This is a genomic window from Afipia sp. GW821-FHT04G03 (genome assembly GCF_059419985.1).
Genome location: NZ_JBWKSV010000004.1, coordinates 208,615 through 233,903, shown reverse-complemented (window position 1 = coordinate 233,903; position 25,289 = coordinate 208,615). Strand labels below are relative to the sequence as shown.

22 protein-coding genes and 1 tRNA gene are annotated in these 25,289 nt (G+C 63.4%); 12 read left to right on the top strand and 11 right to left on the bottom strand.

Annotated elements, in window-relative coordinates; genetic code table 11:
• Positions 1–12 precede the first annotated feature (12 nt).
• The gene (locus AC07UB_RS19240; protein ID WP_494655285.1) at positions 13–291 is read left to right on the top strand and encodes a hypothetical protein; all 279 of its coding nucleotides are present in this window, start codon (positions 13–15) and stop codon (positions 289–291) included.
• A 220-nt stretch (positions 292–511) separates the two neighbouring features.
• Positions 512–1,786 carry a hemolysin family protein gene (locus AC07UB_RS19235; protein ID WP_492792189.1) on the top strand — a complete coding sequence of 425 codons (1,275 nt, stop codon included), beginning with the start codon at positions 512–514 and terminating at the stop codon, positions 1,784–1,786.
• Between the two features lie 15 nt (positions 1,787–1,801).
• Here AC07UB_RS19235 and AC07UB_RS19230 read toward each other — a convergent pair whose 3' ends face one another.
• Together AC07UB_RS19230 and AC07UB_RS19225 are read right to left on the bottom strand one after the other, a co-directional pair.
• Positions 1,802–2,572, bottom strand: a complete 771-nt coding sequence (locus AC07UB_RS19230; protein ID WP_492792190.1) for an anti-sigma factor family protein — start codon at positions 2,570–2,572, stop codon at positions 1,802–1,804.
• A gap of 220 nt (positions 2,573–2,792) precedes the next feature.
• Entirely contained in the window at positions 2,793–3,284 is a 492-nt protein-coding gene (locus AC07UB_RS19225) for a sigma-70 family RNA polymerase sigma factor (protein ID WP_492792191.1), read from the bottom strand.
• A gap of 192 nt (positions 3,285–3,476) precedes the next feature.
• On the opposite strand from AC07UB_RS19225, the gene fabI reads away from it, so the two are divergent.
• The 6 genes from fabI (at position 3,477) to AC07UB_RS19195 (ending at position 9,309) form a co-directional block, all read left to right on the top strand.
• Positions 3,477–4,298 carry an enoyl-ACP reductase FabI gene (gene fabI, locus AC07UB_RS19220; RefSeq protein WP_494654003.1) on the top strand — a complete coding sequence of 274 codons (822 nt, stop codon included), beginning with the start codon at positions 3,477–3,479 and terminating at the stop codon, positions 4,296–4,298.
• 165 nt (positions 4,299–4,463) lie between these two features.
• Positions 4,464–5,063, top strand: a complete 600-nt coding sequence (locus AC07UB_RS19215; RefSeq protein WP_494654005.1) for a histidine phosphatase family protein — start codon at positions 4,464–4,466, stop codon at positions 5,061–5,063.
• 88 nt (positions 5,064–5,151) lie between these two features.
• Positions 5,152–6,234, top strand: a complete 1,083-nt coding sequence (gene aroC / locus AC07UB_RS19210; RefSeq protein WP_492792194.1) for a chorismate synthase — start codon at positions 5,152–5,154, stop codon at positions 6,232–6,234.
• A 153-nt stretch (positions 6,235–6,387) separates the two neighbouring features.
• Positions 6,388–6,849 carry a hypothetical protein gene (locus tag AC07UB_RS19205; protein WP_494654007.1) on the top strand — a complete coding sequence of 154 codons (462 nt, stop codon included), beginning with the start codon at positions 6,388–6,390 and terminating at the stop codon, positions 6,847–6,849.
• Positions 6,816–8,048, top strand: coding sequence for a GNAT family N-acetyltransferase (locus AC07UB_RS19200; RefSeq protein WP_494654009.1), 1,233 nt, complete (start codon positions 6,816–6,818; stop codon positions 8,046–8,048). Before AC07UB_RS19205 ends, AC07UB_RS19200 begins: the two co-directional genes overlap by 34 nt.
• A 55-nt stretch (positions 8,049–8,103) precedes the next feature.
• Positions 8,104–9,309 (top strand): adenylate/guanylate cyclase domain-containing protein, encoded by a 1,206-nt coding sequence (locus tag AC07UB_RS19195; protein WP_494654011.1) that lies wholly within the window; start codon positions 8,104–8,106, stop codon positions 9,307–9,309.
• A gap of 51 nt (positions 9,310–9,360) precedes the next feature.
• Here the strand turns inward: AC07UB_RS19195 and AC07UB_RS19190 are convergent, their stop codons facing one another.
• A complete protein-coding gene (locus AC07UB_RS19190; protein WP_494654013.1) occupies positions 9,361–11,052 on the bottom strand; it encodes a methyl-accepting chemotaxis protein in 1,692 nt (563 codons plus the stop codon).
• A gap of 303 nt (positions 11,053–11,355) precedes the next feature.
• Positions 11,356–13,038 carry a methyl-accepting chemotaxis protein gene (locus AC07UB_RS19185; RefSeq protein WP_494654015.1) on the bottom strand — a complete coding sequence of 561 codons (1,683 nt, stop codon included), beginning with the start codon at positions 13,036–13,038 and terminating at the stop codon, positions 11,356–11,358.
• Positions 13,039–13,381: 343 nt separating this feature from the next.
• Here AC07UB_RS19185 and AC07UB_RS19180 point away from each other — a divergent pair, with 343 nt between their 5' ends.
• The gene (locus AC07UB_RS19180) at positions 13,382–14,221 is read left to right on the top strand and encodes a DUF1194 domain-containing protein (RefSeq protein WP_492792200.1); all 840 of its coding nucleotides are present in this window, start codon (positions 13,382–13,384) and stop codon (positions 14,219–14,221) included.
• Here AC07UB_RS19180 and AC07UB_RS19175 read toward each other — a convergent pair whose 3' ends face one another.
• The 6 genes from AC07UB_RS19175 to AC07UB_RS19150 form a co-directional block, all read right to left on the bottom strand.
• A complete protein-coding gene (locus AC07UB_RS19175) occupies positions 14,222–15,460 on the bottom strand; it encodes a class I SAM-dependent RNA methyltransferase (protein ID WP_494654017.1) in 1,239 nt (412 codons plus the stop codon). It lies immediately after the preceding gene.
• Positions 15,460–16,191, bottom strand: coding sequence for a TlyA family RNA methyltransferase (locus AC07UB_RS19170; RefSeq protein WP_494654019.1), 732 nt, complete (start codon positions 16,189–16,191; stop codon positions 15,460–15,462). Before AC07UB_RS19170 ends, AC07UB_RS19175 begins: the two co-directional genes overlap by 1 nt.
• A 12-nt stretch (positions 16,192–16,203) precedes the next feature.
• On the bottom strand, positions 16,204–18,138 hold the full coding sequence (dxs, locus tag AC07UB_RS19165) for a 1-deoxy-D-xylulose-5-phosphate synthase (RefSeq protein WP_492792203.1): 1,935 nt from the start codon (positions 18,136–18,138) through the stop codon (positions 16,204–16,206).
• 265 nt (positions 18,139–18,403) lie between these two features.
• On the bottom strand, positions 18,404–18,655 hold the full coding sequence (locus tag AC07UB_RS19160; RefSeq protein ID WP_492792204.1) for an exodeoxyribonuclease VII small subunit: 252 nt from the start codon (positions 18,653–18,655) through the stop codon (positions 18,404–18,406).
• Positions 18,656–18,868: 213 nt separating this feature from the next.
• Positions 18,869–19,798 (bottom strand): histone deacetylase family protein, encoded by a 930-nt coding sequence (locus AC07UB_RS19155; RefSeq protein ID WP_492792205.1) that lies wholly within the window; start codon positions 19,796–19,798, stop codon positions 18,869–18,871.
• A gap of 41 nt (positions 19,799–19,839) precedes the next feature.
• The gene (locus tag AC07UB_RS19150) at positions 19,840–20,604 is read right to left on the bottom strand and encodes a crotonase/enoyl-CoA hydratase family protein (RefSeq protein WP_492792206.1); all 765 of its coding nucleotides are present in this window, start codon (positions 20,602–20,604) and stop codon (positions 19,840–19,842) included.
• 146 nt (positions 20,605–20,750) lie between these two features.
• Here AC07UB_RS19150 and AC07UB_RS19145 point away from each other — a divergent pair, with 146 nt between their 5' ends.
• Complete coding sequence (locus tag AC07UB_RS19145; RefSeq protein WP_492792207.1) at positions 20,751–21,698, top strand: ring-cleaving dioxygenase; 948 nt, start codon at positions 20,751–20,753, stop codon at positions 21,696–21,698.
• A gap of 77 nt (positions 21,699–21,775) precedes the next feature.
• A complete protein-coding gene (locus tag AC07UB_RS19140; protein ID WP_492792208.1) occupies positions 21,776–22,738 on the top strand; it encodes an NAD(P)H-dependent flavin oxidoreductase in 963 nt (320 codons plus the stop codon).
• Positions 22,739–22,769: 31 nt separating this feature from the next.
• Here AC07UB_RS19140 and AC07UB_RS19135 read toward each other — a convergent pair whose 3' ends face one another.
• Positions 22,770–24,554 carry an acyl-CoA dehydrogenase family protein gene (locus tag AC07UB_RS19135; RefSeq protein ID WP_494654022.1) on the bottom strand — a complete coding sequence of 595 codons (1,785 nt, stop codon included), beginning with the start codon at positions 24,552–24,554 and terminating at the stop codon, positions 22,770–22,772.
• Positions 24,555–25,082: 528 nt separating this feature from the next.
• On the opposite strand from AC07UB_RS19135, the gene AC07UB_RS19130 reads away from it, so the two are divergent.
• Positions 25,083–25,157 (top strand) — tRNA-Gln (locus tag AC07UB_RS19130).
• Positions 25,158–25,289: the final 132 nt, after the last annotated feature.

Below are 25,289 nucleotides of genomic sequence, written 5' to 3'. Positions count from 1 at the left end.
ACCCATATATTGATGATGACAAGTAAAGCCCCCAAGATTCAGACGCCCGAACAACTCGCCCGCCTCGAAACGCAGCGTGTGGCCCGCATCGAGGGCGCGGCGGCGCTTGCCCAGGTGGACAAGCAGTCGATCGACGTCCGCAAGAACATGGAGCGCCTGCGCGCGCTGCGTCTCGCGAAGGAAGCGGAAGAGGCACTGAATCCGCCGCCGGTCGAGCCGAAAAAGAAGAAGGCCGCGCCGAAGAAAAAGCTCGTGGAAGTTGTCGAACCGGAGGCGGTCGGCGAGGCGTGATGTCGCGCCCTCGCAGCAGCGCCTGAGCATACCGCCGCTTTCAGAGAGATAATTTTTCAGCATTTCAGATTTGAAATCACGCGCGATTTAATCGCGCCCGCCGTCGGCGCAGATCCGGTTCCACGGAGTAAGGTGCGCGGGTGCGCCGCCTATCCTCACCCTGTAAACGCCGATAGTATTCGGGATCGACGGCAGAGCGTTTCGTCACAAAAGGCACACCTTGTTATCCCTCGAACTTGGAATCGTCACGGTTCTCATCGTGATCAACGGCTTGCTCGCCATGTCGGAGCTTGCCATCGTCTCAAGCAGGCCCGCGCGGCTGATGGGACTTGTTGAAAAGGGAGTGAGCGGTTCGCGTCGCGCGCTCGCCCTGGCATCCGATCCCGGAAAATTTCTGTCCACCGTGCAGATCGGCATTACGCTGGTCGGCGTGCTGTCGGGCGCGTTTTCCGGCGCTACGCTCGGCGCGCGCCTCGGCGCGTGGCTGGGAAGTGTTGGATTGTCGCCGGGCGTCGCCGATGCGGCGGGTGTCGGCATTGTGGTTACGGTGATCACCTACGCCTCGCTGATCATCGGTGAATTGGTGCCGAAGCAGATCGCGTTGCGCGATCCCGAAGCGGTCGCGGTAAAGGTCGCACCGGCGATGGTGATGCTGGCGAAAGTCTCATCGCCGCTGGTCTGGCTGCTCGATCGCTCGGGCAAGGGCCTGCTCTGGCTGCTCGGCCAGCGCGGCGATGCCGAGGAAAAAATCAGCGAAGACGAAATCCGCACGCTCGTCGTGGAAGCGGAAAACGCGGGCGTGCTCGAGCCCGGCGAAAAGGAAATGATCGCCGGCGTGATGCGGCTCGGCGATCTTCCGGTGGGCGCGGTCATGACGCCGCGTCATGAAGTCAGCATGATCAATCTGTCGGAGCCGCCGGAGGCGATCCGCTTCGCGTTCAGGGACAGTTCGCATTCCCGCCTGCCGGTGTTCGACGGCGAGGAAACGCTCGGCATCGTGCAGGCAAAGGACATGCTGGATGCGTATCTCTCGGGCAAGGTGCCCAACATCCGCGACCTGATCCGCGAAGCGCCGGTCATTCCCGAAACCGTCGACGCGCGCGACGTGGTCGCCATCCTGCGCGACTCGCCGGTTCACATGGGGCTTGTTCACGACGAATACGGGACGTTTCAGGGCGTCGTCACCAGCGCGGATATTCTGGAATCCATCGTCGGCAGTTTTCACACCGAGGAAGGTCCGGCGGAGCCGGCCTTCGTCAGACGCGATGACGGATCGTTGCTCATCGCGGGCTGGATGCCCGCGATCGAGTTCGCGCAACTGCTCGGCATCGAACTGCCTGCGTCGCGCCCTTACCAGACCTTTGCCGGCTTTCTGCTCGAGAAGTTCGGTGCAATTCCCGCGGTCGGGCAAGTCATCAACGCGGATGGCTGGCGGTTCGAGATCATGGACCTCGACGGACGCCGCATCGACAAGGTGCTGGCGAGCAAGGAGTGAGGAGAAAAGCCGGGCTTACAGTCCGGCCTTCTCGTTCTGGTCGTAGATCAGCCGCGCGACTTGCGTGAGGCGGTCGCGGTCCGCGCCGCCGCTCACGACATAGCCCACGCCGCGGTCGGCCCAGAACATTGCGCCGTTGCTGCCGCTCGCCGCGTAGCGCATCTGTGTCGTGTCGGTGGTTGCGCGCGACGCGTAGATCGTGAAGCGCTCGCCGGATGTCGTCTCGTACATCAGGAACGACGCAGGGCCGTTGGGGCCGGGCAGCAACCGGCCGCCGACGAGTTTCAACCCGGTGGCGTCGAGTTCGGGCGCACGAACCTGCCAACCGCAGCGCTTGGTCAGCCACTGCTGAAGGTGCGCCTTCTCATTGCCTGCGACTTCGACCGGATGGCGCACCTCGACCACGTAAAGCTTGTGCGCGTCGAGCGCGTCGCCGGTGAAATTCGCGAACATCGACGGCTTCGCGCTGGCGCCATGCGCCATCCATCCGGCGCCGCCGCCCGCCGCGAACGCCAGCAGGGAGGCCGCGATAGCGCCCATCATCCAGCGGCGCGGCGCACGCGACAACTGGTCGACCGACAGCCGCGCCGGCACCGGCTCGTCCATCACCGTGTCGTATTTGGCATGGAGCGCGTCGCTCATCGCGCGCCATGACGTTACCCGCTCGGCGTCGTCGGCGTGGGTCGCGAGCCATGCCTCGACCGCGGCCCGCCGCTCTGCGGGGAGTTCGTTGTCCACGTAGGCGTGGAGTTCGTCCTCGGTGACGGGAATGTTGGTGTCGGTCATCGGCATTGTCTCTCAGATCCAGTGTCGTTTCGTCGCAATCGCGGCACCCCGCCGCTCGCACAGGTGGGGTGGAGGTTACGCAAGGTACAAACACCTCCACCCCGCGCGCCAATCGCATGGCTTTCAGCGCGCCACCCTCTCCACGAAGGAGAGGGAGAAGAAAGCGGATCTCCCCATTTGTCGCGCATCGATTCCATCTCGCATCGTTCCTTGTCGTGTCTCACTTCACCCGCCGCAGGGCGGGACGTTCCCCCTCAAGCGTCGCCTTCACATGCGCCCGCGCGCGGGCGAGGCGTGACATCACCGTGCCGATCGGCACGCCCTGAATGTCGGCGACATCGCGGTAGCTCAGGCCTTCCAGCACCACCAGCAACAGCACCGCGCGCTGGTCGTCCGCGAGCGTGGCAAGCGCGCGGGAGATGTCGCGGCCTTCGGCTTCGGTGCCGGAGGCGTCCGCCGTGGTGTCGTGCAGTTCCATCAACGTAGGCTGCCGCGCCAGCGAGCGTCGGCGGTTGCGGTTGAGGTTGGTCAAGATCGTATAGAGCCAGGCGCGCAGGTCGCCGCCGAGAAACAGCTTCTCCGAACGCAGCGCCCGCACCAGCGTGTCCTGCACCAGATCGTCCGCGATGTCAGAGTCCCGAGCCAGCGCCCGCGCATAGCGCCGCAGGGCCGGGATCATGGTCTCGACGTTGTGGCGGAAGTCGTTGCTCATCAATGGCCCGCGAAGGTCGTCGTGGTCTGGCGGCACATCTGCCGTTCTATCGATAAAACACCGCCAATGGCCACGTATTCCGGCGGTTTCGGCCATTAAGGTTAGGGGTCTGCGTCCCTTGTCGGCTTGAACCGCTTTGGCGCCTATGTCATGAGGGGCGTCCTTATTATCCGGCAATCTGGATGTGAATTCATGGCTGAAAATGTGGGCCTGATGCGCGGCAAGCGCGGCGTGATCCTGGGCGTGGCGAACAACCGCTCCATCGCCTACGGGATCGCGAAATCGTGCCGCGACCAGGGCGCGGAACTCGCGTTCACCTGGCAGGGCGATGCGCTGAAAAAGCGCGTCGAGCCGCTGGCGAAGGAACTCGGCGCGATCACGCTCGGCCATTGCGATGTCACCGATCCGGCGACCATCGACGCGGTGTTCGCCGAACTGAAGAAGCGGTGGGGCAAGATCGACTTTGTCGTGCACGCCATCGCGTTTTCCGACAAGGACGAACTCGACGGCCGCTACCTCGAGACCACGCAGGACAACTTCACCAAGTCGATGCTGATCTCGTGCTACTCGCTGACCGCGATCACCCAGCGCGCCGAACACCTGATGACCGAGGGCGGCTCGATCCTGACACTGACCTATTACGGTGCGGAAAAGTGGATGCCGCATTACAACGTGATGGGCGTGGCGAAGGCGGCGCTCGAAGCCAGCGTGCGCTATCTCGCGGCCGATCTGGGCGAGAAGAACATCCGCGTCAACGCGATCTCGGCGGGACCGATCAAGACGCTGGCGGCGAGCGGCATCGGCGATTTCCGTTATATCCTCCGGTGGAACGAACTGAATGCACCGCTCCGCCGCAACGTCACGCAGGAAGAGGTCGGCGACAGCGCGATGTATCTGCTGTCGGACCTGTCACGCGGCGTCACCGGCGAAGTGCATCACGTCGATTCCGGTTATCACGTCACCGGCATGAAGAATCCGCACGCGCCGGACATCTCGCTGGGCGGGAAAGAATAAGCGTCACTCAAGACGCGCAGCGTCATCCTGAGGTGTGAGCGACGTTTGTCGCGAGCCTCGAAGGAGCGCATGTCCGTCTTCTTTGTCACGCCATCCTTCGAGGCTCGCCGCAAGAACGGCTCGCACCTCAGGATGACGACCAAGAGAAAAAAACCGAGTAATTCCATGCCATCTCCCACCGTTTACTTCATCCGCCACGGCCAGACCGAATGGAACGCCGCGGGCCGCTTTCAGGGCACGCAGGACATTCCGCTGAACGACATCGGCAAGGAACAGGCGATCCGCTCCGGTGAATTGCTGGTCGATATTCTGGCGCGCGACGAACACAACCCTGCAAAGGTGCCGTTCGTGTCGTCGCCGCTCGGACGCGCGCGCAACACCATGGAGTTGCTGCGCGGAGTACTTGGCGTGCCGCCGTATGACTATCAGCTCGACGACCGGCTGCGCGAGATCGGCTACGGTCACTGGGAGGGCTCGACGCTGCCGCAGATGGAATTGTCGCATCCCGAGATTTTCGCCGAACGTCAGATCGACAAGTGGGGCGTGCCGCCGCCGGGCGGCGAGAGCTATGCGTCCGTCACCATCCGGATGCGCGACTGGTACGACTCGCTGCTGCAGGACACCGTCGCGGTGTCGCATGGCGGCTCGATGCGCGCGTTGCTGGTGGCGCTGGATGTCGAAACGCCGGTCGGTGCGTCGGATCTCACGGTGGAGCAGGGCGTGGTTTACGTCTTTGCCGACGGGCAGGTCACGAAACATAGTTAAGGCGGACGCTTTATGCGCTCGCGTATTTGACCCTGACGGCTCCTAGCGGTACGAAATGTAGCGATTTCCGCTACTTTCGGTACGAACCATGTCCTTCAACACCTTCGGCCATATGTTTCGCGTCACGACCTTCGGCGAGAGCCACGGGCCGGCGCTCGGCTGCGTGGTCGATGGCTGCCCGCCGCAAATCCCGCTGACCGTGGAGGAGATCCAGCTCGATCTCGACCGCCGCCGTCCGGGGCAATCGCGTTTCACGACGCAGCGGCAGGAAGCCGATCAGGTGAAAATCCTGTCCGGCGTGATGGACACGGACAAGGGGCAGGTCACCACCGGCACGCCGATCGCGCTGATGATCGAGAACACCGACCAGCGCTCGAAGGACTATTCCGAGATCAAGGACAAGTTTCGTCCCGGTCACGCCGACTTCACCTATGAGGCGAAATACGGCCTGCGCGATTACCGCGGCGGCGGGCGCTCCTCCGCGCGCGAGACGGCTGCGCGTGTCGCGGCGGGTGCTGTCGCGCGCAAGATCATTCCAGACGTGCGCGTGCGCGGCGCATTGGTCCAGATGGGTCCGCACAAGATCGACCGGGCGGCATGGGACTGGGACGAGGTCGCCCGCAATCCGTTCTTCTGCCCGGACAAGGCCAAGGCCGCGTTCTTCGCGGAATATCTCGATGACATCCGCAAGAAGGGTTCGTCCATTGGTGCTGTGATCGAGGTTGTCGCCGAAGGCGTGCCTGCTGGATTGGGCGCGCCCATTTACGGCAAGCTCGACGGCGATCTTGCCGCCGCGCTGATGAGCATCAATGCGGTGAAGGGCGTCGAGATCGGCGCGGGCTTTGGCGCCGCCGAACTGCACGGCGAGGAAAACGCCGACGAAATGCGCATGGGCAATAACGGCCCGACGTTCCTGTCGAATCACGCCGGCGGCATTCTCGGCGGCATCTCGACCGGGCAGGCCGTCGTTGCGCGCTTTGCGGTGAAGCCGACGTCCTCGATCCTGACGCCACGGCGCACCATCGACAAATCCGGCGCGGACACCGACATCATGACCAAGGGCCGCCATGACCCTTGCGTCGGCATTCGCGCCGTTCCGGTCGGTGAAGCCATGATGGCCTGCGTGATCGCGGATCATCTGCTGCGCCATCGCGGGCAGGTCGGGACATAAATTCCGCAGTGTCAGCGCGCGGCCACCGAGAGCCAGCTGGCGGCTGATCGCTGTTATGAAGCGTTCATCTCAATTAAATTTGACGAGGCGCGGAAATATAATCTCGCACGCCGCGTTATGATTTAGGGGCCACATCTCGGTTGGAGGTGAGCCATGTTCAGAAAACTCATGATCGGCGTTGCCACGGTTGCGGCAATCGCTGCGTACTCGCCAGTTGACGCGTTCGCACGCGGCGGTCACGGAGGAGGCGGTCACGGCGGCGGCGGCTTCCACGGTGGTGGCGGCGGCGGATTCCGCGGCGCAGCGATATCCGGCGGCGGATTTCGGAGCGGCAGTTTTGCCATGCACGGTGGTGGATTCAGCGGATCCCGCTTTGCCGTGCCGTCAGGCGGTGCCCGCTTTGCCAACGTGAGCGGCGTGGGATTCCGTCACGGTGGACACTTCCGTCATCACCGGCACTTCCGGAATTTCGCTCCGTTCGCGATCGGATTCGGCGTGCCCTACTATTACAACGACTACTATTACGCCGGTTATCCGTATGACGACTGCTACCAGACCATGCGGGTTCCTACCCGCTACGGATGGCGCTGGCGGCAAGTGTATGTCTGCGGCTGACGCCGACAGTGACCGGGTCTGAATCCGGACACGCTGCGGGCAGAACCGGCTCGTCGCAAGTCTCGTTCTCGGTTGAGGTCGTGACTCGCGCCGAGCTGGACTCCTGCGCGGCCTGGCGATCGATGTTCGCCGGAGAGAGGAAGGACTATCGCTACTACGAGATCATCGAAGATACGCTTCCGGACAATTTCGAGTATCGCTATTTTGCGGTCCGCGACGATGCCGGCCGTATCCGGGCGGTCCAGCCGTTCTTCCTGCTCGATCAGGATATCGTCGAAGGCGTCAAACCTGCCTATGTGCGCTGGGTTTCGTCCGTGCGCCGCGTGAACCCGCGCTTTCTCAAGTTGCGAACCCTGATGGTCGGCTGTTCCGCAGGTGAAGGACATCTGGCCTGCGCCGACGATCTGCCGGCCACCGCCATCGCGGAATTGCTGTCGCGCGATATCGTCAAACATGCGCGAATGCTCGGCGCGGATCTCATCGTCCTGAAGGAATTTCCGGCGCGGTACCGTGACGCTCTCGCGTGCTTTGTGAAAGCCGGATTCTCCCGCGTCCCGAGCATGCCGATGACAAAGCTCAACATCGATTATGACGGCTTCGACACGTACATTTCCAGGGCCATGAGCTGCAACTCGCGCAGGCACTTCCGCAAGAATCTCAAGGCGACGGCGGACGAGCGCATTCGCATGAGCGCCACCGATGACATCACCGGTCTGGTCGATGAAATCTACCCGCTCTATCTGCAAGTCTACGAACGCTCGAAGCTTCATTTTGAGAAACTCACCAAGGACTACTTCCGCCAGTTAAGCGTGCGAATGAAGGACAAGGTTTTTTTCCTGCTCTGGCACAGGGGCAACAGGCTGGCCGCCTTCGGCATGTTCATGATTCAGGGCGACGAGTTGTTCTTCGAATACGTGGGCTTCGATTATGCCATCGCACTCGATCTGCACCTCTATCACTACATCGTGCGGGACATGACGACCTGGGCGATCGGGCGCGGATTCAAGTGGATTCGCAGCAGCGGCCTCAATTACGAACCGAAGCTGCATCTCGGACATCGCCTTGACCCGATCGATCTCTACGTGCGTCACGTCTCGCCGATGCTGAATCCGGTCATGAAGGTGGCCCTGAGGTGGCTGCAGCCGGTCCGTTATGACGCGATGCTGAAGAAATTCCCGAACTATCGCGATCTGTGGTGAGCGCACCCGGCCACCGGTCTTGACCCGATGCCGCCTGTCGTCGCAAAACGGAACCATGCAGGCTGTAAACCTTGAGAGCGTTGCGAACTGGCTGGCGAACGGCGCGCAGTCGGCGCCGCAGGTTGAACTGTTTGCAGCCGAAGCGTGCGAGCGGCTGGTCGCGGGCGGTCTTCCGCTGTGGCGCGTCGGCATCTTCGTCAGTATGCTTCACCCGAGCCTGATCGGCCGCAGCTTTGTCTGGCGGCGCGGCTCCGGCGTGACCTTGGGCACCATGGCCTATGGTTCGGAATTGCAGGATGACTATCTCTCAAGTCCGCTGGCGACGGTGTTCGAACAGGGGCGGGAGGTGCGGCGGCGGCTGTCCGACAGCAACATCGGCAACTCGCCGTTCTTTTCCGAGATGCGCGCCGAGGGCGCGACGGACTATCTCGCGCTCCCTCTCGTCATGTCAGATGGCGAAGTCCACGCTTCGAGCTGGATCACGCAAGAGCCGGGCGGCTTCACGGACGCACAGATCGACGGCCTGAATGCGCTGATGCCGTCCCTGACGCGCATGATCGAAATTTGGCTGCTGCGGCGCACCGCCGCCGGGCTGCTGAACAACTATGTCGGCGGGCGCGCGGGCGCCAGAATCCTTGCGGGGCAAATCCGTCGCGGCCATACCGAATCCATGCATGCCGCGATCTGGCTGTCCGATCTGCGCGGTTTCACGCCGCTGTCGGACCGTCTGTCGTCCGAAGCGGTGGTCGATATTCTCAACCGTTACTTCGACTGTCAGGTGCCGTCGATTCTCGATCACGGCGGCGAAGTCCTGAAATTCATGGGCGACGGGTTGCTGGCGGTGTTTCCGATCAGCGAAACCGAGGGCGACGAAAAGGCCGTGTGTCAGCGCGTTCTGGACGCGGCCCGGGCCTGTCGCGCCAGCGTCGCGGCGATGACCTATGACGACGGCGGCGAGACGCTCGCCAACTTCCGCTTCGGTCTGGCGCTGCACGTCGGCAAGGTGCTCTACGGCAATATCGGCGGCGGCGACCGGCTCGATTTCACCTGCATCGGCCCGGCGGTCAATCTCGCCGCGCGCATCGAGAAGATGACCGGGCGGCTCAACCGCACGGTCCTCGCCTCCACCGAGTTCGCGGGCCATGCTGATGCGGACTGGACCGATCTCGGCCTGTTCTCGGTGGCGGGATTTGCCGCCCCGCAGCGCGTCTACGGCTTGCCGGACGACATGCCGCCCACAGACGGGGACCAGGCCAAATAAAAACGGCGGCCTTTAAGGCCGCCGTTTTGCTCTTGGGCGATGCGACGAAGCTTACGCCGCGCGAACCGTGGTGAGGAATTTCTGCACTTCCATCTTCAGGCGGGCGCTGTCGCTCGACAGCATCTGCGCCGACGACAACACCTGGCCGGATGCGGCACCGGTTTCGCCCGCACCCCGGCTGACATCGGTGATGCTGTTGGCGACTTCGCCGCTCAATTCCGCCGCCTGCTGAACGCTACGGGAAATTTCCTGGGTCGCGGCGCCCTGTTCTTCCACAGCCGCGGCAATGGCCGCGGAAATTTCGGAGATCAGGGTGATGGTCGTGCCGATTTCCTTGATCGTGGTCACCGACTCCCGCGTCGCCGTCTGCATGTTGGCGATCTGCGCGCTGATTTCATCGGTCGCCTTGGCGGTCTGCGCGGCGAGCGCCTTGACCTCGGAGGCGACCACGGCGAAGCCGCGGCCGGCATCGCCGGCGCGGGCGGCCTCGATGGTGGCGTTGAGCGCGAGCAGGTTGGTCTGTTCGGCAACCGCCGTGATCAGTTTCACCACATCGCCGATGCGGTTTGCAGCCTGGGAGAGTTCGGTAATGCTGGTGTCGGTCTTCTGCGCCTGACGCACGGCCTCGTTGGCAATGCGGCTGGACTCCTGCACCTGACGGCCGATCTCGCCGACCGACGAGGTGATTTCCTCGGTCGCCACCGCGACGGACTGCACGTTGCTCGACACTTCCTGCGAGGCGCTGGCGGCAGCACCCGAGGTCTTGCCGGTGGTCTCGGCGGTGCTGGTCAGCGTATTGGCCGCTGCTTCCAGTTCGGTCGAGGACGACGACAGCGACTCGACCAGTTCGCCGATCAGCGATTCGAAATCCCGCGTGATGGCATCGACCCGCTGGCCGCGCTGGATCTTGGCATCGGCCTCGATCGCCGCGGTCTCGTCGGCGGCCTTCTTGTCGATCAGCGCCTGCTTGAAGACCTGCAGGGTGTCCGCCATCGTTCCGATTTCGGTCTTTTCGCCCTGATGCGGCACGATGGCCGTGAGATCACCGCTTCCAAGCGCCTTCATCGGCGTCACGATCGAGGTGATGCCGCGCGAGACGTCGCGGATCAGGTAGAAGCCGATCGCGATGCCCGAGATGATCGCGAAAGCGAGCGCCCCGACGACCATCTTGAACGCCGTCGCATAACTGTTGCTGGCTTCCAGGCCAGCCGCATCGGCGCCCTTGTTGTTGAGTTCGATGCTCTTTTTCAGAATGCCGTCGGCCTTGATCCCGATCAGGTTGACGGTGATCGTATTCAGGTCATGCGCTTCGGTTGGTTTCTTGCCCGCGCTTTCACGCGATAGCTTCATCACCGCTGCAGCGCCCTTCTTGTACTCTTCCCAGACCGCGGCCCATTCGTTGTACAGCGCCCGTTCTTCCGGTGACGTAATCAGCGTCTCGTAGGTCTGGCGGATTTTCGTGTTGCCTTCGACGACCAGATCCAGCGTTTTTTCCTGGGCCAGCTTTTCATCGAGAAGCTCTGACAGCATGTGTTCGCGGATCACGTTGCGGTAGGTGATGACGCCCGCGCGCAATTCACCGAGCACCCGGACGCTGGGCAGCCAGCTCTTCTGGATTTCGGAGGCGCTGGTGTTGATGTCCTGCATCTGCCTGATGGCCAGAAGTCCCATCGCGGTCATGGCGATGAGCAGGAAGGCGATGACGGCGGTGAGCTTGGTACGAATGGAAAGCCTGGACAGCATGATGGGGTCCTTGGGTCTTTCTGACCCGTTGGTGGGCGTTGGCATCGCCGGAAGAGTGCGGAGATGAGATGATTGGCCGAATCCGGGCCGCTTTCAGGACCAGATTCGCGATTTCGACTTTCGCGATGTTGGGTGAAATGTTCGTAAAGGCATCGGCGCGCCGGCCACGAAAGCACTCCATTTCGTGCGGCATTTGCGCTGAGGCCCAATGCGCCAAACGCATGAATCGGTTTTGCAATCCGATGCATAGACAAACGGCAGCCCGAGAGCTGCCGTTTTGAATCGTTCGCCAGGCGAATCGGGTTATGCGGCGCGGATCGTCGAGAGGAAGTTCTGCACTTCCGTTTGCAGGTGGTTGCTTTCCTTCGACAACGACTGCGCCGCCGAGAGCACCTGCGCCGAAGCAGCGCCGGTTTCGCTGTTGCCGCGGTCGACATCCGAGATGTTCGCGGCCACGCGCGCCGAGAGTTCGGCCGCCTGCTGCACGTTGCGGGCGATTTCCTGGGTTGCGGCGCCCTGTTCTTCCACGGCGGCCGCGATGGTCGAGGAAATCTCGGACATCAGGTCGATGGTGGTGCTGATCTCCTTGATGGTCGCGACCGAGTCGCCGGTTGCCGCCTGCATTCCCGCGATCTGCGTGGTGATTTCGTCGGTGGCTTTCGCGGTTTGCGAGGCCAGCGCCTTGACCTCGGACGCGACCACGGCGAAGCCGCGTCCGGCCTCACCGGCACGGGCCGCCTCGATGGTGGCGTTCAGCGCCAGCAGGTTGGTCTGCTCGGCAATCGCTGTAATGAGCTTCACCACATCGCCGATGCGGGCCGCGGCCTTCGACAATTCGGTGATGCTGGCATCGGTTTTTTCAGCCTGCTTGACCGCGACCTGGGCGACCCGGCTGGACTCCAGCACCTGACGGCCGATCTCGTTCACCGAGGAGGTGATCTCCTCGGTCGCCGTGGCGGTGGACTGGATGCTTTCCGAAACGTCGCGCGAGGTATTGGCGGCTTCGCTGGATAGCTGCCGTGTGACGTCGGCGGCGTTGGTCAGGGTGCTGGCGGTCGCTTCCATTTCGGTGGAGGCCGACGACAGTGAGCCGATCAGTTCGCCGATCATGCCTTCGAAATTGCGCGTGACCTTGTCCAGCGTTTCCGCCCGGCGCATCTTGACGCCGGCCTCGACCGCAGCGGCTTCATCGGCGGCTTTCTTGGCGATCATGGCATCCTTGAACACCTGCACCGTGTCGGCGATCTGGCCGATCTCGGTGTTCTCGCCCTGATGCGGGACCTGGGCGTCGAGGTTTCCGGCGGCGAGGGCGCGCATCGGGGTCAGTACCGAACCGATGCCACGGGCGATGTCGCGGACGATGAGGATGGCTGCGGTCAACCCGGCCAGCGCCATCGCGGCCAGCGCGCCCAGGACGATTGCAAATGCAAGTTCGTAGTCTTTCTCGGCTTTCAGCCCGGATGCGGCCGCGCCCTTGTCGTTCAGATCGACCAGCTTCGTCAGCACCGCGTCCATGCTGCGGCCGGCCACCGTCGCGCGCTGGGCGTTGACGGCGCGGGCCTGCGCCGTTTCGCGCTTGCGGGCGTGGGCGATCACCTCGTCGGAGGCCTCGCGGAAGGTTTTCCAGGTCGCTGACAGTTCCTTGTAAAGAGCCGCTTCCTGCGGGGAGGAGATCAGCGGCTCATAGGCCTTGTTCGCGGTGTCGTAGTCCTTGGCGCGCGCATCGAGATTGCGCTGGATATCGGCCATGAAGGCCTCGTCCGGTTCGGTCAGGTAATCGCGCAGCACGGCGCGGTAGCGCGCCGACTGGGTGCGCAATTCGCCGACCAGGCGAACGCTCGGCAGCCAGCTTGTCTTGATGTCCTGCGCGGACGCATTGATGGCGCGCATCTCGATGATCGCGAAGGCGCCCATGGCGGTGAGGGAAATCAGCAGGAATGAAACGAGGGCAACGAGTTTGGTGCGAATGGAGAACCTGGAGAGCATTGAAATGTCCTTTAGGGTCTTCTGACCCCCGGTCTGCGATCAACGATGCCTTTGGGCGACAGGAGGACCTGACGGTCGAACGCAAGTTCGACGCCCGGGAAGGCTTGGCACTGTGTGGCAATTTCCAGTCGGAGGGTCATTCCCGGCGTTGGGAGGACGTCCGCACCGCTAAACGTAAACAAATTCCGTGAAATGTTGGTAAATGCCTCCCCATGAGGCAGTCCGCCCGAAAAAGGACCGGAATTCCGGTTGCTGTGTACGAAGCGGATGCGGACCCCGGTTCCGGCTTTCGGGGCTGGGCGCGGCGTGTCACCATCCTGATCTGGACGACGGGAGGTTCGCCATGCGCTGGTGTGTCTCGATCGGAGCCGTGATTGCGGCGGGGGTGATCGCCGGCGGGGACGTCCCCGGCCTCGCGGCGCCGGCCACACCGTCTTTGCCCACGCAGGCCGACGAGGCCAAGCGGGTCGATGTCGAACTGATCCTCGCGGTCGACGTCTCCTATTCCATGGATATGGACGAACTGGCCTTGCAGCGCGAAGGCTACGCGCTCGCCCTCACCTCGAAAGAATTCCTGCAGGCGCTGAAGACCGGCCCGACCGGCAAGGTCGCGGTGACCTATTTCGAGTGGGCCGCGTCCACCGACCAGAAGATCGTGATCCCGTGGCGCGTGATCGACGGTCCGGAATCGGCAGGCGCCGTCGCCGACGAAATCCTGAAAGCGCCGCTGCGCCGCGCCTCGCGCACCTCGATCTCCGGCGCGATCAATTTCGCCATGCCGCTGTTCGAGGCAAACGATTATCGCGGCATCCGCCGGGTGATCGATATTTCGGGCGACGGGCCGAACAACAACGGCGAGCCGGTCACGATTGCGCGCGACGCGGCGCTCGCCAAGGGCGTCACCATCAACGGCCTGCCGATCATGTCGAAGGAAACCAATTACGCCACCATGGATATCGAAAATCTCGATATCTATTACGAGGACTGCGTGATCGGCGGCGCGGGATCGTTCGTGGTGCCGATCAAGACGCGGGAAAAGTTCAAGGAGGCGATCCGCACCAAGCTGGTGATGGAAGTCGCGCATCGCGTGCCCGAATTGTCCGTCGTTCCGGCCGCGACCCGCGAGCCGCGGGTGTCGTGTCTGGTCGGCGAGAAGATCTGGCAGGAACGGTGGGGAAGGTAGTCAGCGCCGAAACCGCGCCACCAGCTCCACATGCGGCGTGTGGCGGAACTGGTCCACCGGCGCGACGCTGTCGAGCTTGAAGCCGCCGTCGATCAGAATCCGCGCATCGCGCGCGAAGGTCGCCGGATTGCACGACACCGCGACCACCAGCGCGATCTTGCTGGCCGCGAGTTGCTGCGATTGCGCCTGCGCGCCCTGACGCGGCGGATCGAATACCACGGCATCGTAGTCGCGCAGCTCTTGCGGCATCAGCGGCCGGCGGAACAGGTCGCGCGCCTCGGCCCTGATCGGCTTGAGGCCCTGCGTGAGTTTCACGGCGTTTTGCAGCGCCGTCACCGCGACCGCATCGCTGTCGAAGGCCGACACCTTGAACTTCTCCGCAAGCCGGAATGCGAACGGACCGAAACCGCAAAACAGATCCGCCACATGTTTGGCGCCCTTGGCTCGCGCGAAGGCCAGCGCGGCCAGCGTTTCCTCGCCTGCGGCGGTCGGCTGCATGAACGAGCCCGGCGGCAACGTGACCTGCGCCTTGCCGACGCGCACCACCGGCGGCGCGCGCATGATGACCAGCTCGCCGTGTCGCGTCAGCCGCGCGAGATTGTGCTTCTCGGCGAGTTTCGACAGCGCCGACAGCATTGCAGTGTTGAGCGGACCCGAGCCGCGCACATCGACGTCGAGGCCGTTATCCGCCGCCGTCACCTGAATATCGAGCGGCTTGCTGACAGGTTTCAGCAATTCCGCGATCTCGTTCGCCGCCTCGATGGCGCCGTTCATGGCCGGGTCGAGGATCGGGCAGCGGTCGATGGCGATGATCTCGTGCCGCCCGGCGGCTGCAAATCCGACGCGCAGGATATCCTGCTGGCTCTGCCGCGCGTGCAGCGTCATGCGGCGACGTCCGGTGCCATGCGCGTCGATCAACCCTTCGACCTCGCAGGAGATGCCGGCGTGATCGAGCGTCTCGACCACAAGCTGCCGCTTCCATGCCCGGTAAGCCTCCGGCTGCCAGTGCTGGATGGCGCAGCCGCCGCAGGTGCCGAAATGCGGGCAGAACGGATCGATCCGTTCCGGGCTTGCAGTCACGACATGCGCGAGTGCGCGCCGGTCCGGGTGTCCGGGCGAGGGGAGAACATCGACGGTCTCGCCGCCGAGCGCATAGGGCACGTAGATTCTCGCGCCGTTCGCGATGGCAACGCCGTCGCCGAAATGGCCGACATGATCGATGGTGAAGCGTTCGGTCATCAGCCGCGCCGCGCGCCGAGAAAGAATTCCGCGTTGCCGTCACCGCCTGCGATGGACGAGGGGAATATCTTGATGTTGGTGCAGCCCAACTGCGCCGCGAAGGCGGCGATATCATCGCACACGGCCTGATGCACGGTCGCATCCCGGACGATGCCCTTTTTGGAATGCTTCCGCTCGGCCTCGAACTGCGGCTTGATCAGCGCCAGCAGATGGGTCGGCGCGGCCGCCAGCGGCAGCACCGCCGGCAGCACGAGTTTCAGTGAAATGAAGCTGACATCGATCACCACGACATCGGGCCGGATCTCCAGACGCTTGCCGGCGAGCGAGCGAATGTCGGTCTCCTCCATCGAAACGATTTTCGGATTGCCGTGCAGGCTTGGATGCAACTGGCCGCGCCCGACATCGATGGCATAGACAAGGCTCGCGCCGTTGGCGAGCAGCACTTCGGTGAAGCCGCCGGTCGATGCGCCGACATCGACGCAAACGTGGTCCTCGACGTCGATGGGATACTGCTCCAGCGCGCCGCTGAGTTTGACGCCGCCGCGCGACACCCAGGGATGCGCGGGTTCGGCTGCGATCTCGGCATCCACAGGAACGGTTTCCGAAGGCTTCAGGATCTGCTTGCCGTTGGCGATGACGCCGCCGGCTTCGATTGCCGCCTGCGCGCGGGCACGGCTTTCGAACAAGCCGCGCTCAACCAGCAAAAGGTCCGCGCGCTTGCGTTCGGCCATATGCCTTGCCCCTCAGGCCAGCTTCACCGTCTCGGACTTCATGTCCTTGCCGAGCGCCTCGTACACCTTGGCGACGATGCCCTTGGCGTCGAGACCCGCCTGCGCGTACATCGCGGCCGGTGAATCGTGATCGATGAACGTGTCCGGCAGCACCATGTTTCGCACACGGACATGGCCGTCGAGCGCGCCGTTGTCGGCCAGCGCCTGCAGCACATGGGTACCGAAACCGCCGATAGCGCCTTCCTCCACGGTGATCAGCACATCGTTCTCGCGTGCAAGTTTGAGAACCATGTTGAGATCGAGCGGCTTCATGAAGCGGGCGTCGGCGACGGTGGTGGGCAAGCCAAGCGTTTCGAGTTCGTCGGCGGCCTTCAGGCATTCGCCGAGCCGCGCGCCGAACGACAGCAGCGCAACCTTCGATTTTTTCCCGGCAGCTTCGCGCATGATGCGGCCCTTGCCGATCGGAAGCGGCACGCCAACTTCCGGCATTTCGACGCCGCGGCCTTCGCCGCGCGGATAACGCAATGCGCTCGGCGCGTCGTCGATGGCGACCTGCGTCGCGACCATGTGAACGAGATCGGCCTCATCGGCCGCCGCCATGATGACGAAGCCGGGAAGCACGCCCAGATAGACATTGTCGAACGAACCGGCGTGGGTCGGGCCGTCCTGGCCGACGAGACCGGCGCGGTCGATGGCAAAGCGCACCGGAAGGCGCTGGATCGCGACGTCATGCACGACCTGGTCGTAGCCGCGCTGCAGGAATGTCGAATAGATCGCGCAGAACGGCTTGAAGCCTTCGGTGGCGAGGCCCGCTGCGAACGTCACCGCGTGTTGTTCGGCGATGCCGACATCGAAGGTGCGCGCCGGAAATGCCTTGGCGAAGATATCGACGCCTGTACCGCCGGGCATCGCTGCGGTGATGGCAACGATCTTGTCGTCCTTCTGCGCTTCCTTGACGAGGCTCTGGCCGAACACGGCCGTATAGGACGGCGCGTTGGATTTCGCCTTGGCCTGCGCGCCGGTGGCGACATCGAATTTCGCAACGGCGTGATATTTGTCGGCAGCCGCTTCGGCGGGCGCGTAGCCCTTGCCCTTCTGCGTCACGACATGAATCAGGACCGGGCCGGTCGCGGCGTCGCGCACGTTCGTGAGCACCGGCAGCAGGTGATCGAGGTTGTGACCGTCGATCGGGCCGACATAGAAGAAGCCGAGTTCTTCAAACAGCGTGCCGCCCGTCACCATGCCGCGCGCGTATTCCTCGGCGCGCAGCGCACGGTCCTCGAAGAATTTCGGCAGCTTGTGTGCGAGGTTCTTCAGCGCCTCGCGGGCCGACCCATAGGTCTTTCCGGAAAGCAGGCGCGCGAGATAGGCCGACATTGCGCCGACCGGCGTCGCGATCGACATGTCGTTGTCGTTGAGGATCACGATCAGCCGCGAATGCATCGCGCCGGCGTTGTTCATCGCCTCATAGGCCATGCCGGCGGACATCGAACCGTCGCCGATCACGGCGATGACGTTGTTCTTGCCGCCGGTGAGGTCGCGTGCGACGGCCATGCCGAGGCCTGCCGAGATCGATGTCGAGGAATGCGCCGCGCCGAACGGATCGTATTCGCTCTCGGCGCGCTTGGTGAAGCCGGACAATCCGTTGGCGGTACGCAGCGTGCGGATGCGGTCGCGGCGGCCGGTGAGAATCTTGTGCGGATAGGCCTGATGGCCGACGTCCCAGATGATACGGTCGTCCGGCGTATTGAACACGTAGTGAAGCGCGGTGGTCAGTTCGACAACGCCAAGGCCCGCGCCGAAATGGCCGCCGGTCACCGACACCGTGTCGATGGTCTCGATCCGCAATTCGTCCGCGAACTGGCGCAGCTGCTCGGGTTTGAGCTTGCGGAGCAGGTCCGGCGTCGGCGCAGCGTCGAGGAGAGGAGTCTTGCTCGAATTTGACACGTCAATGATCCGCAATGAGTTTGGGAGCGCCCGGCCGGCACAAAAAGCGCCATGAAAGGTCCGAAGCGGTCCCGTGGCTTATACCAATTCCAGAACAATGCCAATCCGTTAGGGGGTGGCGATGAGCCTCACCTTTTGGGCATTGGAGGCCGGAAAATGGCTGTTAGGGCTCGAAATTGAGCGGCCGATGGTTCCACATCCGCCATATCTGCGCGGGAACCGCTGAAGTGAGATTGTCCGAAGCGATGCTGCCGGTTGCGCAGGTTTACTGGACGTCGAGCGGCTCGGTGCCGGCGGCGTGGCCGGATGCGTCGGTGGTGATCTTGTCGACGCGGGATTCCGCCTGACGCAGCAGTTCCTCGCAGCGCCGCTTCAGGCTCTCGCCGCGCTCATAGATCGCGACGGACTCTTCGAGCGGCACCTTGCCGTCCTCGAGGCGCTTCACGATCGATTCCAGTTCCTCGATCGCGCGTTCGAAACTCAGCTTCTTGACGTCGGCGTGTGCGGTTTCGGCCATGGTCGGTTTCCGAGTTACGAGTCCTGAAATTGACAGAGCCCGCGGAATCTAGAAACGATTTGCGGGCGCAATGTGGCGGCAATGTAGCGCGATTTATTGCGGTGGGGGAAGAGATTCTGCCGTCATTGCGAGCGAAGCGAAGCAATCCAGTCTGAGGAAGGAAAAGCTGGATTGCTTTGTCGCAAGAGCTCCCCGCAATGACGAAATGAAATGTTAGTTGTTCATCAGCGCCGCGACGTGAACCGCAACCGAATCCCGCAAGCCTTGCAGATCGTAGCCGCCTTCCAGCACGGAGACGATGCGTCCCTGCGCCGATGTGTCGGCGATTTCCATTAGTTTGCGCGTCACCCACGCATAGTCTTCCTCACGCAGTTCGAGGCTGCCGAGCGGATCGCGCCAGTGCGCATCGAAGCCGGCGGAGATCACGATCAGTTCGGGCGCGAAGGCTTCCAGCCGCGGCAGGATCGCGAGATCGAACGCTTCGCGGAATTCGCGCCCGCCGTTGCCGGCGCGCAGCGGCGCGTTGACGACATTGTCGTCCTCGCCGCGCTCCTGTGTGGCACCGGTGCCCGGAAACAGCGGCATCTGATGCGTCGAGGCATACATGACACTCGGGTCCGACCAGAAGATTTCCTGGCTGCCGTTGCCGTGATGGACGTCGAAATCCACCACCGCCGCGCGTGAGATGCCGTACTTGCGCTGCGCGTAGCGCGCGGCGATCGCGGCGCTGTCGAAGAAACAGAAGCCCATCGGCTTCGATGTTTCGGCATGGTGTCCCGGCGGGCGCGTGCCGACAAAGGCGTTGGTGCGGGTGTTGGTCATCACGGCATCGACGGCGGCGACAGCGCCGCCGGTGGCGCGCAACGCGGCTTCCAGCGTGCCCGGCGACATTGAGGTATCGCCGTCGAGATAGATCATTCCCTCTTTCGGCGAGATGTGCCGCAGTTCGTCGATGTACTCGTTGCTATGGCACAGCGCGACAGTGTCGAGGTCGGCCAGGGGGGCTTCATGCCGGACCAGTGCATCGAACTTCTCGTTCGCGAGACCTTCCGCGATGGCGCGCAGGCGATCCGGCCGTTCGGGATGGCCGGGGGCGGTTACATGATTCAGGCCAGCAGAGGTGTGATAGTAAAGTGTCGGCATTTCAAACCCGATCTTCCTGTGTCTGATATGGATATATCAGATCAGGCTTTCTTTTTGCGCGCGAAAAATGCGCTGAATGCGTTCCGCGCCTCGTCGGATTTCAGCCGCTCGCCGAAATGATGCGACTCCTCGTCCATCCTGCGCAGCACGTCCTCGCGCGGCGGCTTGAGCAGCTTGCGGGTCAGCGCGACCGCGTCCTTCGGCAGCGCGCCGATTTCGCGCGCGACCTTGCGCGCCTCGACCTCGGTGTGTCCGGGCGCGACCACAACGTTGACGAAACCGGCCTCGCGCGCTTCCTCCGCGCTGACAGTGCGGCCCATGACCAGCATCGAGAAGGCGCGGTGATGTCCCATGGTGCGCGGCGCGAGCAGGCTGGACGCGGCCTCCGGAACCAGACCCAGATGGATGAACGGCGTCGAGAACGTCGCCGTGGTGCTGGCGAGAACGTAGTCGCAATGAAACAGCATGGTGGTGCCGACGCCGACGGCGATGCCATCCACCGCGCCGATCAGCGGCTTCTCGTTATAGGCAAGCGCCTTGAGGAACTGGGTCGCCGCGAGCGGCCGGGCGCTGTCGTCGTGCGCGGTATTCGCCTTCGCGAAATCCTCAAGATCGTTGCCGGCCGTGAAGACGCCTGAGCCGCCGGAAATCACGATGCTGCGGATGTCCGGATCGGACTGCGCGGATTTGATGGCCTCGGCCATCGCGAGATACATGCTCTGCGTCAGCGCGTTTTTCTTGTCCGGCCGCCGCATGGTGATGATGCGCGCCGCGTCTTCATCGGTGACAATCACGTGGTCGGTCATAGGCGTTTCCCGGGTGTTTTCTGAATGCGAGAGGGCGCTGGAACATTGAGGTGACTGGCGCCGTTTGTGAGTTCATCCTACATCATTGGCCAGAACGGCAAGAGTGGCCAATCGATTTCCGCACTCGTTCGTGAAGGGAAACTGCCATGCAACTCACCGGTATCCATCATCTGACGGCGATTTCCGCGAACGCCAAGGGAAATCTGGCATTTTATACCGGCGTGCTGGGCATGCGGCTGGTCAAAAAGACGGTCAATCAGGACGATGTCAGCGCATATCACCTGTTTTATGCCGACGGGAAGGCCAATCCGGGGACCGATCTCACCTTCTTCGACTGGCCGGCGGCGCGGGAGCAGCGCGGCACCCGCAGCGTGTCCCGCACCGGCCTGCGGGTCAATGGCGAGAAGACGCTCGCCTTCTGGCAGGACCGGCTGATCAAGCTCGGCGCGCATGTCGGCAAGGTGACAGAGATCGACAGCCGGCTGACCCTTCCGTTCGAGGACCCCGAGGGTCAACGGCTTGTGCTGGTGGATGATGGCGGCCGGGGTGACGCGCATCCGTGGGAGAAGAGCCCGGTGCCGGCGGAACATCAGATTCGCGGGCTCGGGCCGATCGTGCTGACCGTGCCCGACCTCTCGCGCACCGCGCGGATATTGACCGACGTGATGAACATGACGCGCGTCCGCGATTACGCATCGCCTGACGGCGAACACCGCATCGATGTGTTTTCGATGGGCGAGGGTGGTCCCGCCGCGGAGCTGCATGTGCTGGGACAGAAGGATTTGCCGGACGCGCGTCAGGGCGCGGGCGGTGTGCACCACGTCGCGTTCCGCACGCCGGACGAGACGCAGTATCATGCGTGGACCGCGCGGCTTGCCGAATTCGCCGTCCACTCGAGCGGAGAGATCGATCGCTTCTATTTCCGCAGTCTCTACTTCCGCGAACCGAACGGCATCCTGTTCGAAATCGCCACCGACGGCCCCGGTTTTGCCACCGACGAAGCAATGGAGACGCTCGGCGAAAAACTTGCGCTGCCGCCGTTTCTCGAAGCGCGCCGCAAGGAGATCGAGGCGGGGCTGAAGCCGCTGGTGTGATCGCGATAGTCGCGAATGAGCGCTGGAAAGACGTGGGGTGCTGCGCCAGTATCAGCCGCGCAGAACGGGGAGCGTATATGGCCATCGAAACAACTCTGACCGCGAAGCTCGGGATTTCCGCGCCCGTCCTGCTGGCTCCGATGGGCATGGTGAGCGGCGGCAAACTTGCCGCTGCCGTCACCAGCGCCGGAGGGTTAGGCATGATCGGTGGTGGTTACTGCGACAGCGAATGGGTCAGGAAGGAAATCAAGGAAGCGGGTAATATCCAGGTCGGTGTCGGATTCATTACATGGGCGCTGGAGCGAAATCCCTATCTGCTGAATATCGTAATCGAGCAAAGGCCGAAGGCGATTTTCCTGTCATTCGGGCAACTCGGGAGTTTCGTTGCGCTCGTCAAGCAGGCTGGTCTCCCGTTGATCGCGCAGATCCAGTCGGTCGAGCAGGCCCGTATTGCAGTCGAAGAAGGCGCAGACATTATCGTTGCACAAGGAACGGAAGCCGGCGGCCATGGCAGCGTGCGTTCGACTCTGCCTTTGGTGCCGGCGGTGGTGGACGCGGTCGGCGACGTGCCCGTGGTTGCGGCGGGAGGAATTGCCGATGGCCGGGGGCTCGCTGCGGCGCTCATGCTCGGGGCGTCCGGCGTGCTGTGCGGCACCGCGTTTCTGGCGGCCGATGAAGCCCTGGCCCATCCGAGCGTCAAGGGCGCGGTGGTCTCTGCATCAGGTGACTCGACGGCGCGTGGCAAGGTCTTCGACACGATCCGCGGATACGACTGGCCCAAGCCATGGAACATCCGCACACTGGTCAATGATTTTTCGCGCCGCTGGGAATCCGACAGCGACGGATTGCAGCATGACCTGGAGCGGCAGAAAGCACATTACGCCGCCGCGCGTGACGTCGGCGATGTAAGCGTCGCGGCCGTCATTGCGGGGGAGGCGGTGGATCTCGTCCATGCGCAGCAACCGGCCGCGGACATCCTGAACGGGATGGTCGCGCAGGCGGAAAACCTGTTGCGGCGCGGACCTGCTTTTCTGGCGTGATGCGGGTTTTCTGTTTCCCGCAAGGGAAAGCTTACTCCGCCAGCACGGCGTCCGAGTCGGTGACCGACGTCGCGCTGTCCACCACCGCGCGCTCGAGCGCGCCGGACTGCACGGTGATGTTCTCCGCGAAAAACCGCGCCAGCGTGACATAACGGCTGGTGTCACCCTGAATGTTGTCGTCGTTGCGCGCGGCGAGCGCCTCGTTCGCCAGCGCGCAGCCGCCGAGCGTGGTCGAGAACATCCGCAAGTAAGGTGACGCGCCCGCCAGTGCTTCAGCCGGCGATGTCGCGATCTTTTCCAGGAGCCACTTGCTGGTGCGCTCCACGGACGCCACGGCGTCGCGCAGCTTTGCGCCCGTGGTGCCGAAGGCCGGATCGTTCGAGGCCTCCACCTTGGAGACGATGGCGGAGAGTTCGCCCAGCAGATCCCACACCGCTTCGCCGCCGGACATTTGCAGTTTGCGCATCAGCAGGTCGTTGGCCTGAATGCCGTTGGTGCCTTCATAGATGGTGAGAATGCGCGCGTCGCGGACGTATTGCGCAGCACCGGTTTCTTCCATGAAGCCCATGCCGCCGTGGATCTGCACGCCGATGGCCGCGACCTCGTTGCCGATGTCGGTGGAGAATGCCTTCGCCATCGGCGTCAGCAGCGCTCCGCGCGCGGCAGCCTTCTCGCGCACCTTCGGGTCGGTCGCGCGATGCGACACATCGATGGCGACCGCCGTGGCGTAGCAGATGGTCCGCGCCGCGGCAGTCAGGCCGCGCATCAGCATCAAATTCCGCTTCACGTCGGGATACATGATGATCGGATCGGAGCCGTCGCCCTTGTGGCCGAGCGCCTTGCCCTGCTTGCGCTCCTGCGCATAGGCCAGCGCGCGCTGATAGGCGCGGTCGGCGATGCCGACGCCCTGCAGGCCGACGCCGAGCCGCGCCTGATTCATCATGGTGAACATCGCCTGCATGCCGCCGTTTTCCTTGCCGACGACATAGGCGACCGCGCCGCCCTTGTCGCCCATGGTCATGGTGCAGGTGGGCGAGGCATGAATGCCGAGCTTGTGCTCGATGCCGCTGGCGTAAATATCGTTGCGCGCGCCGAGCGAGCCGTCGGCGTTGACCAGATATTTCGGCGCAAGAAACAGCGTGATGCCCTTGGTGCCGGGAGGCGAACCGGGCAGGCGCGCCAGAATGAAATGAACGATGTTGTCGCTCATGTCGTGGTCGCCGTAGGTGATGAAGATCTTGGTGCCGAACAGCCGGTAGCTGCCGTCGTCCTTCTTTTCCGCGCGCGTGCGCAGCGCGCCGACGTCGGTGCCGGCCTGCGGCTCGGTGAGCTGCATGGTGCCGGGCCACACGCCGGAGATGAGTTTTTCGAGATAGATTTTTTTCAGGTCCTCGCTGCCGTGGGCATCGAGCGCATCAATCGCGCTCAGCGTCAGCAGCGGACACAGGCCGAACGCCAGGTTCGACGCGCTCCAGATTTCATTGACGGCGGAATGCACTGCGAGCGGCAAACCCTGTCCGCCGAAATCCTCGGAGCCCGACACCGCGTTCCAACCGCCGTCGCACCAGCGCTTGTAGGCATCGGGCCAGCCTGTCGCGGTGATTACGCCCTTGTCGGTGAGCTTGATGCCCTCGCGGTCGCCCACCTGGTTGAGCGGCTCCAGAACGTCGGTCGCGAACTTGCCGGCTTCCTCGATGACCGCAGCTGAGAACTCCGCTTCGTAGCCATTATAATGTCCCGCCTCGACGGCGGCCAAAAGGCCCGCGCCGTGGTTGAGGGATAGGAGCATGTCGGTGATCGGCGCGCGGTAGGTCATGAGCATGATCTCGCTGTTCGGGCGGGGCCTCGGTGGCGCTGGTCTCACAAGACGGCCGGCTGGCCGGGCAAGATACGCGCGCACGTTGTGTTGCAATAAGTCGTTGTTCTGCGGTGTTTTTCCTCGCGCCCCGGCTCTTGTCGCGGCCGTTTGAGCGTCTCTTGTCTTCCCATGAAAAAGGCGCGCCCTCAACTGCCGCGCAGGCCGATTTCGGGGCCGCAAGGGACCCATTCGCCATGCGGAACTTCGGCCTCGGGGCGTCAACCGCGGCGAGCGCCATGCACCCTGTTTCGCAGACGCCGCCTGCTGCCGTTGCGGCGGGAATCCGCATGAATTCCCATGGTTTGGCAGCCTGTTTACCGCTGAAAACCGGGTTTCCACTTTGCCGGAAAATGCTCTAAGACCTGCGCTGCCACGGTGAATCGGCGCGGTTCATGGCTTCCAGCCGCAAATCCGCCGCACCTTTTTCGACAACGAGCGGCGCGCAGCGGCCGGGTTCGACCCCGCCGCAAAACCGTTCGGCGCTATTGGGGCGTCGCCAAGTGGTAAGGCAGGGGATTTTGATTCCCCCATGCGGAGGTTCGAATCCTCCCGCCCCAGCCAACCAGTCCGGCTTTCATAGAATATTATTTTTTTAGTGCAGAAAGGCCCGCAAATAGCGGGCTTTTCATGGGTAAAGAGTCTCTGTGGAGACCGATGTTCGCACCAAATCCTCCGAAAATTCCTGAAAGTCTC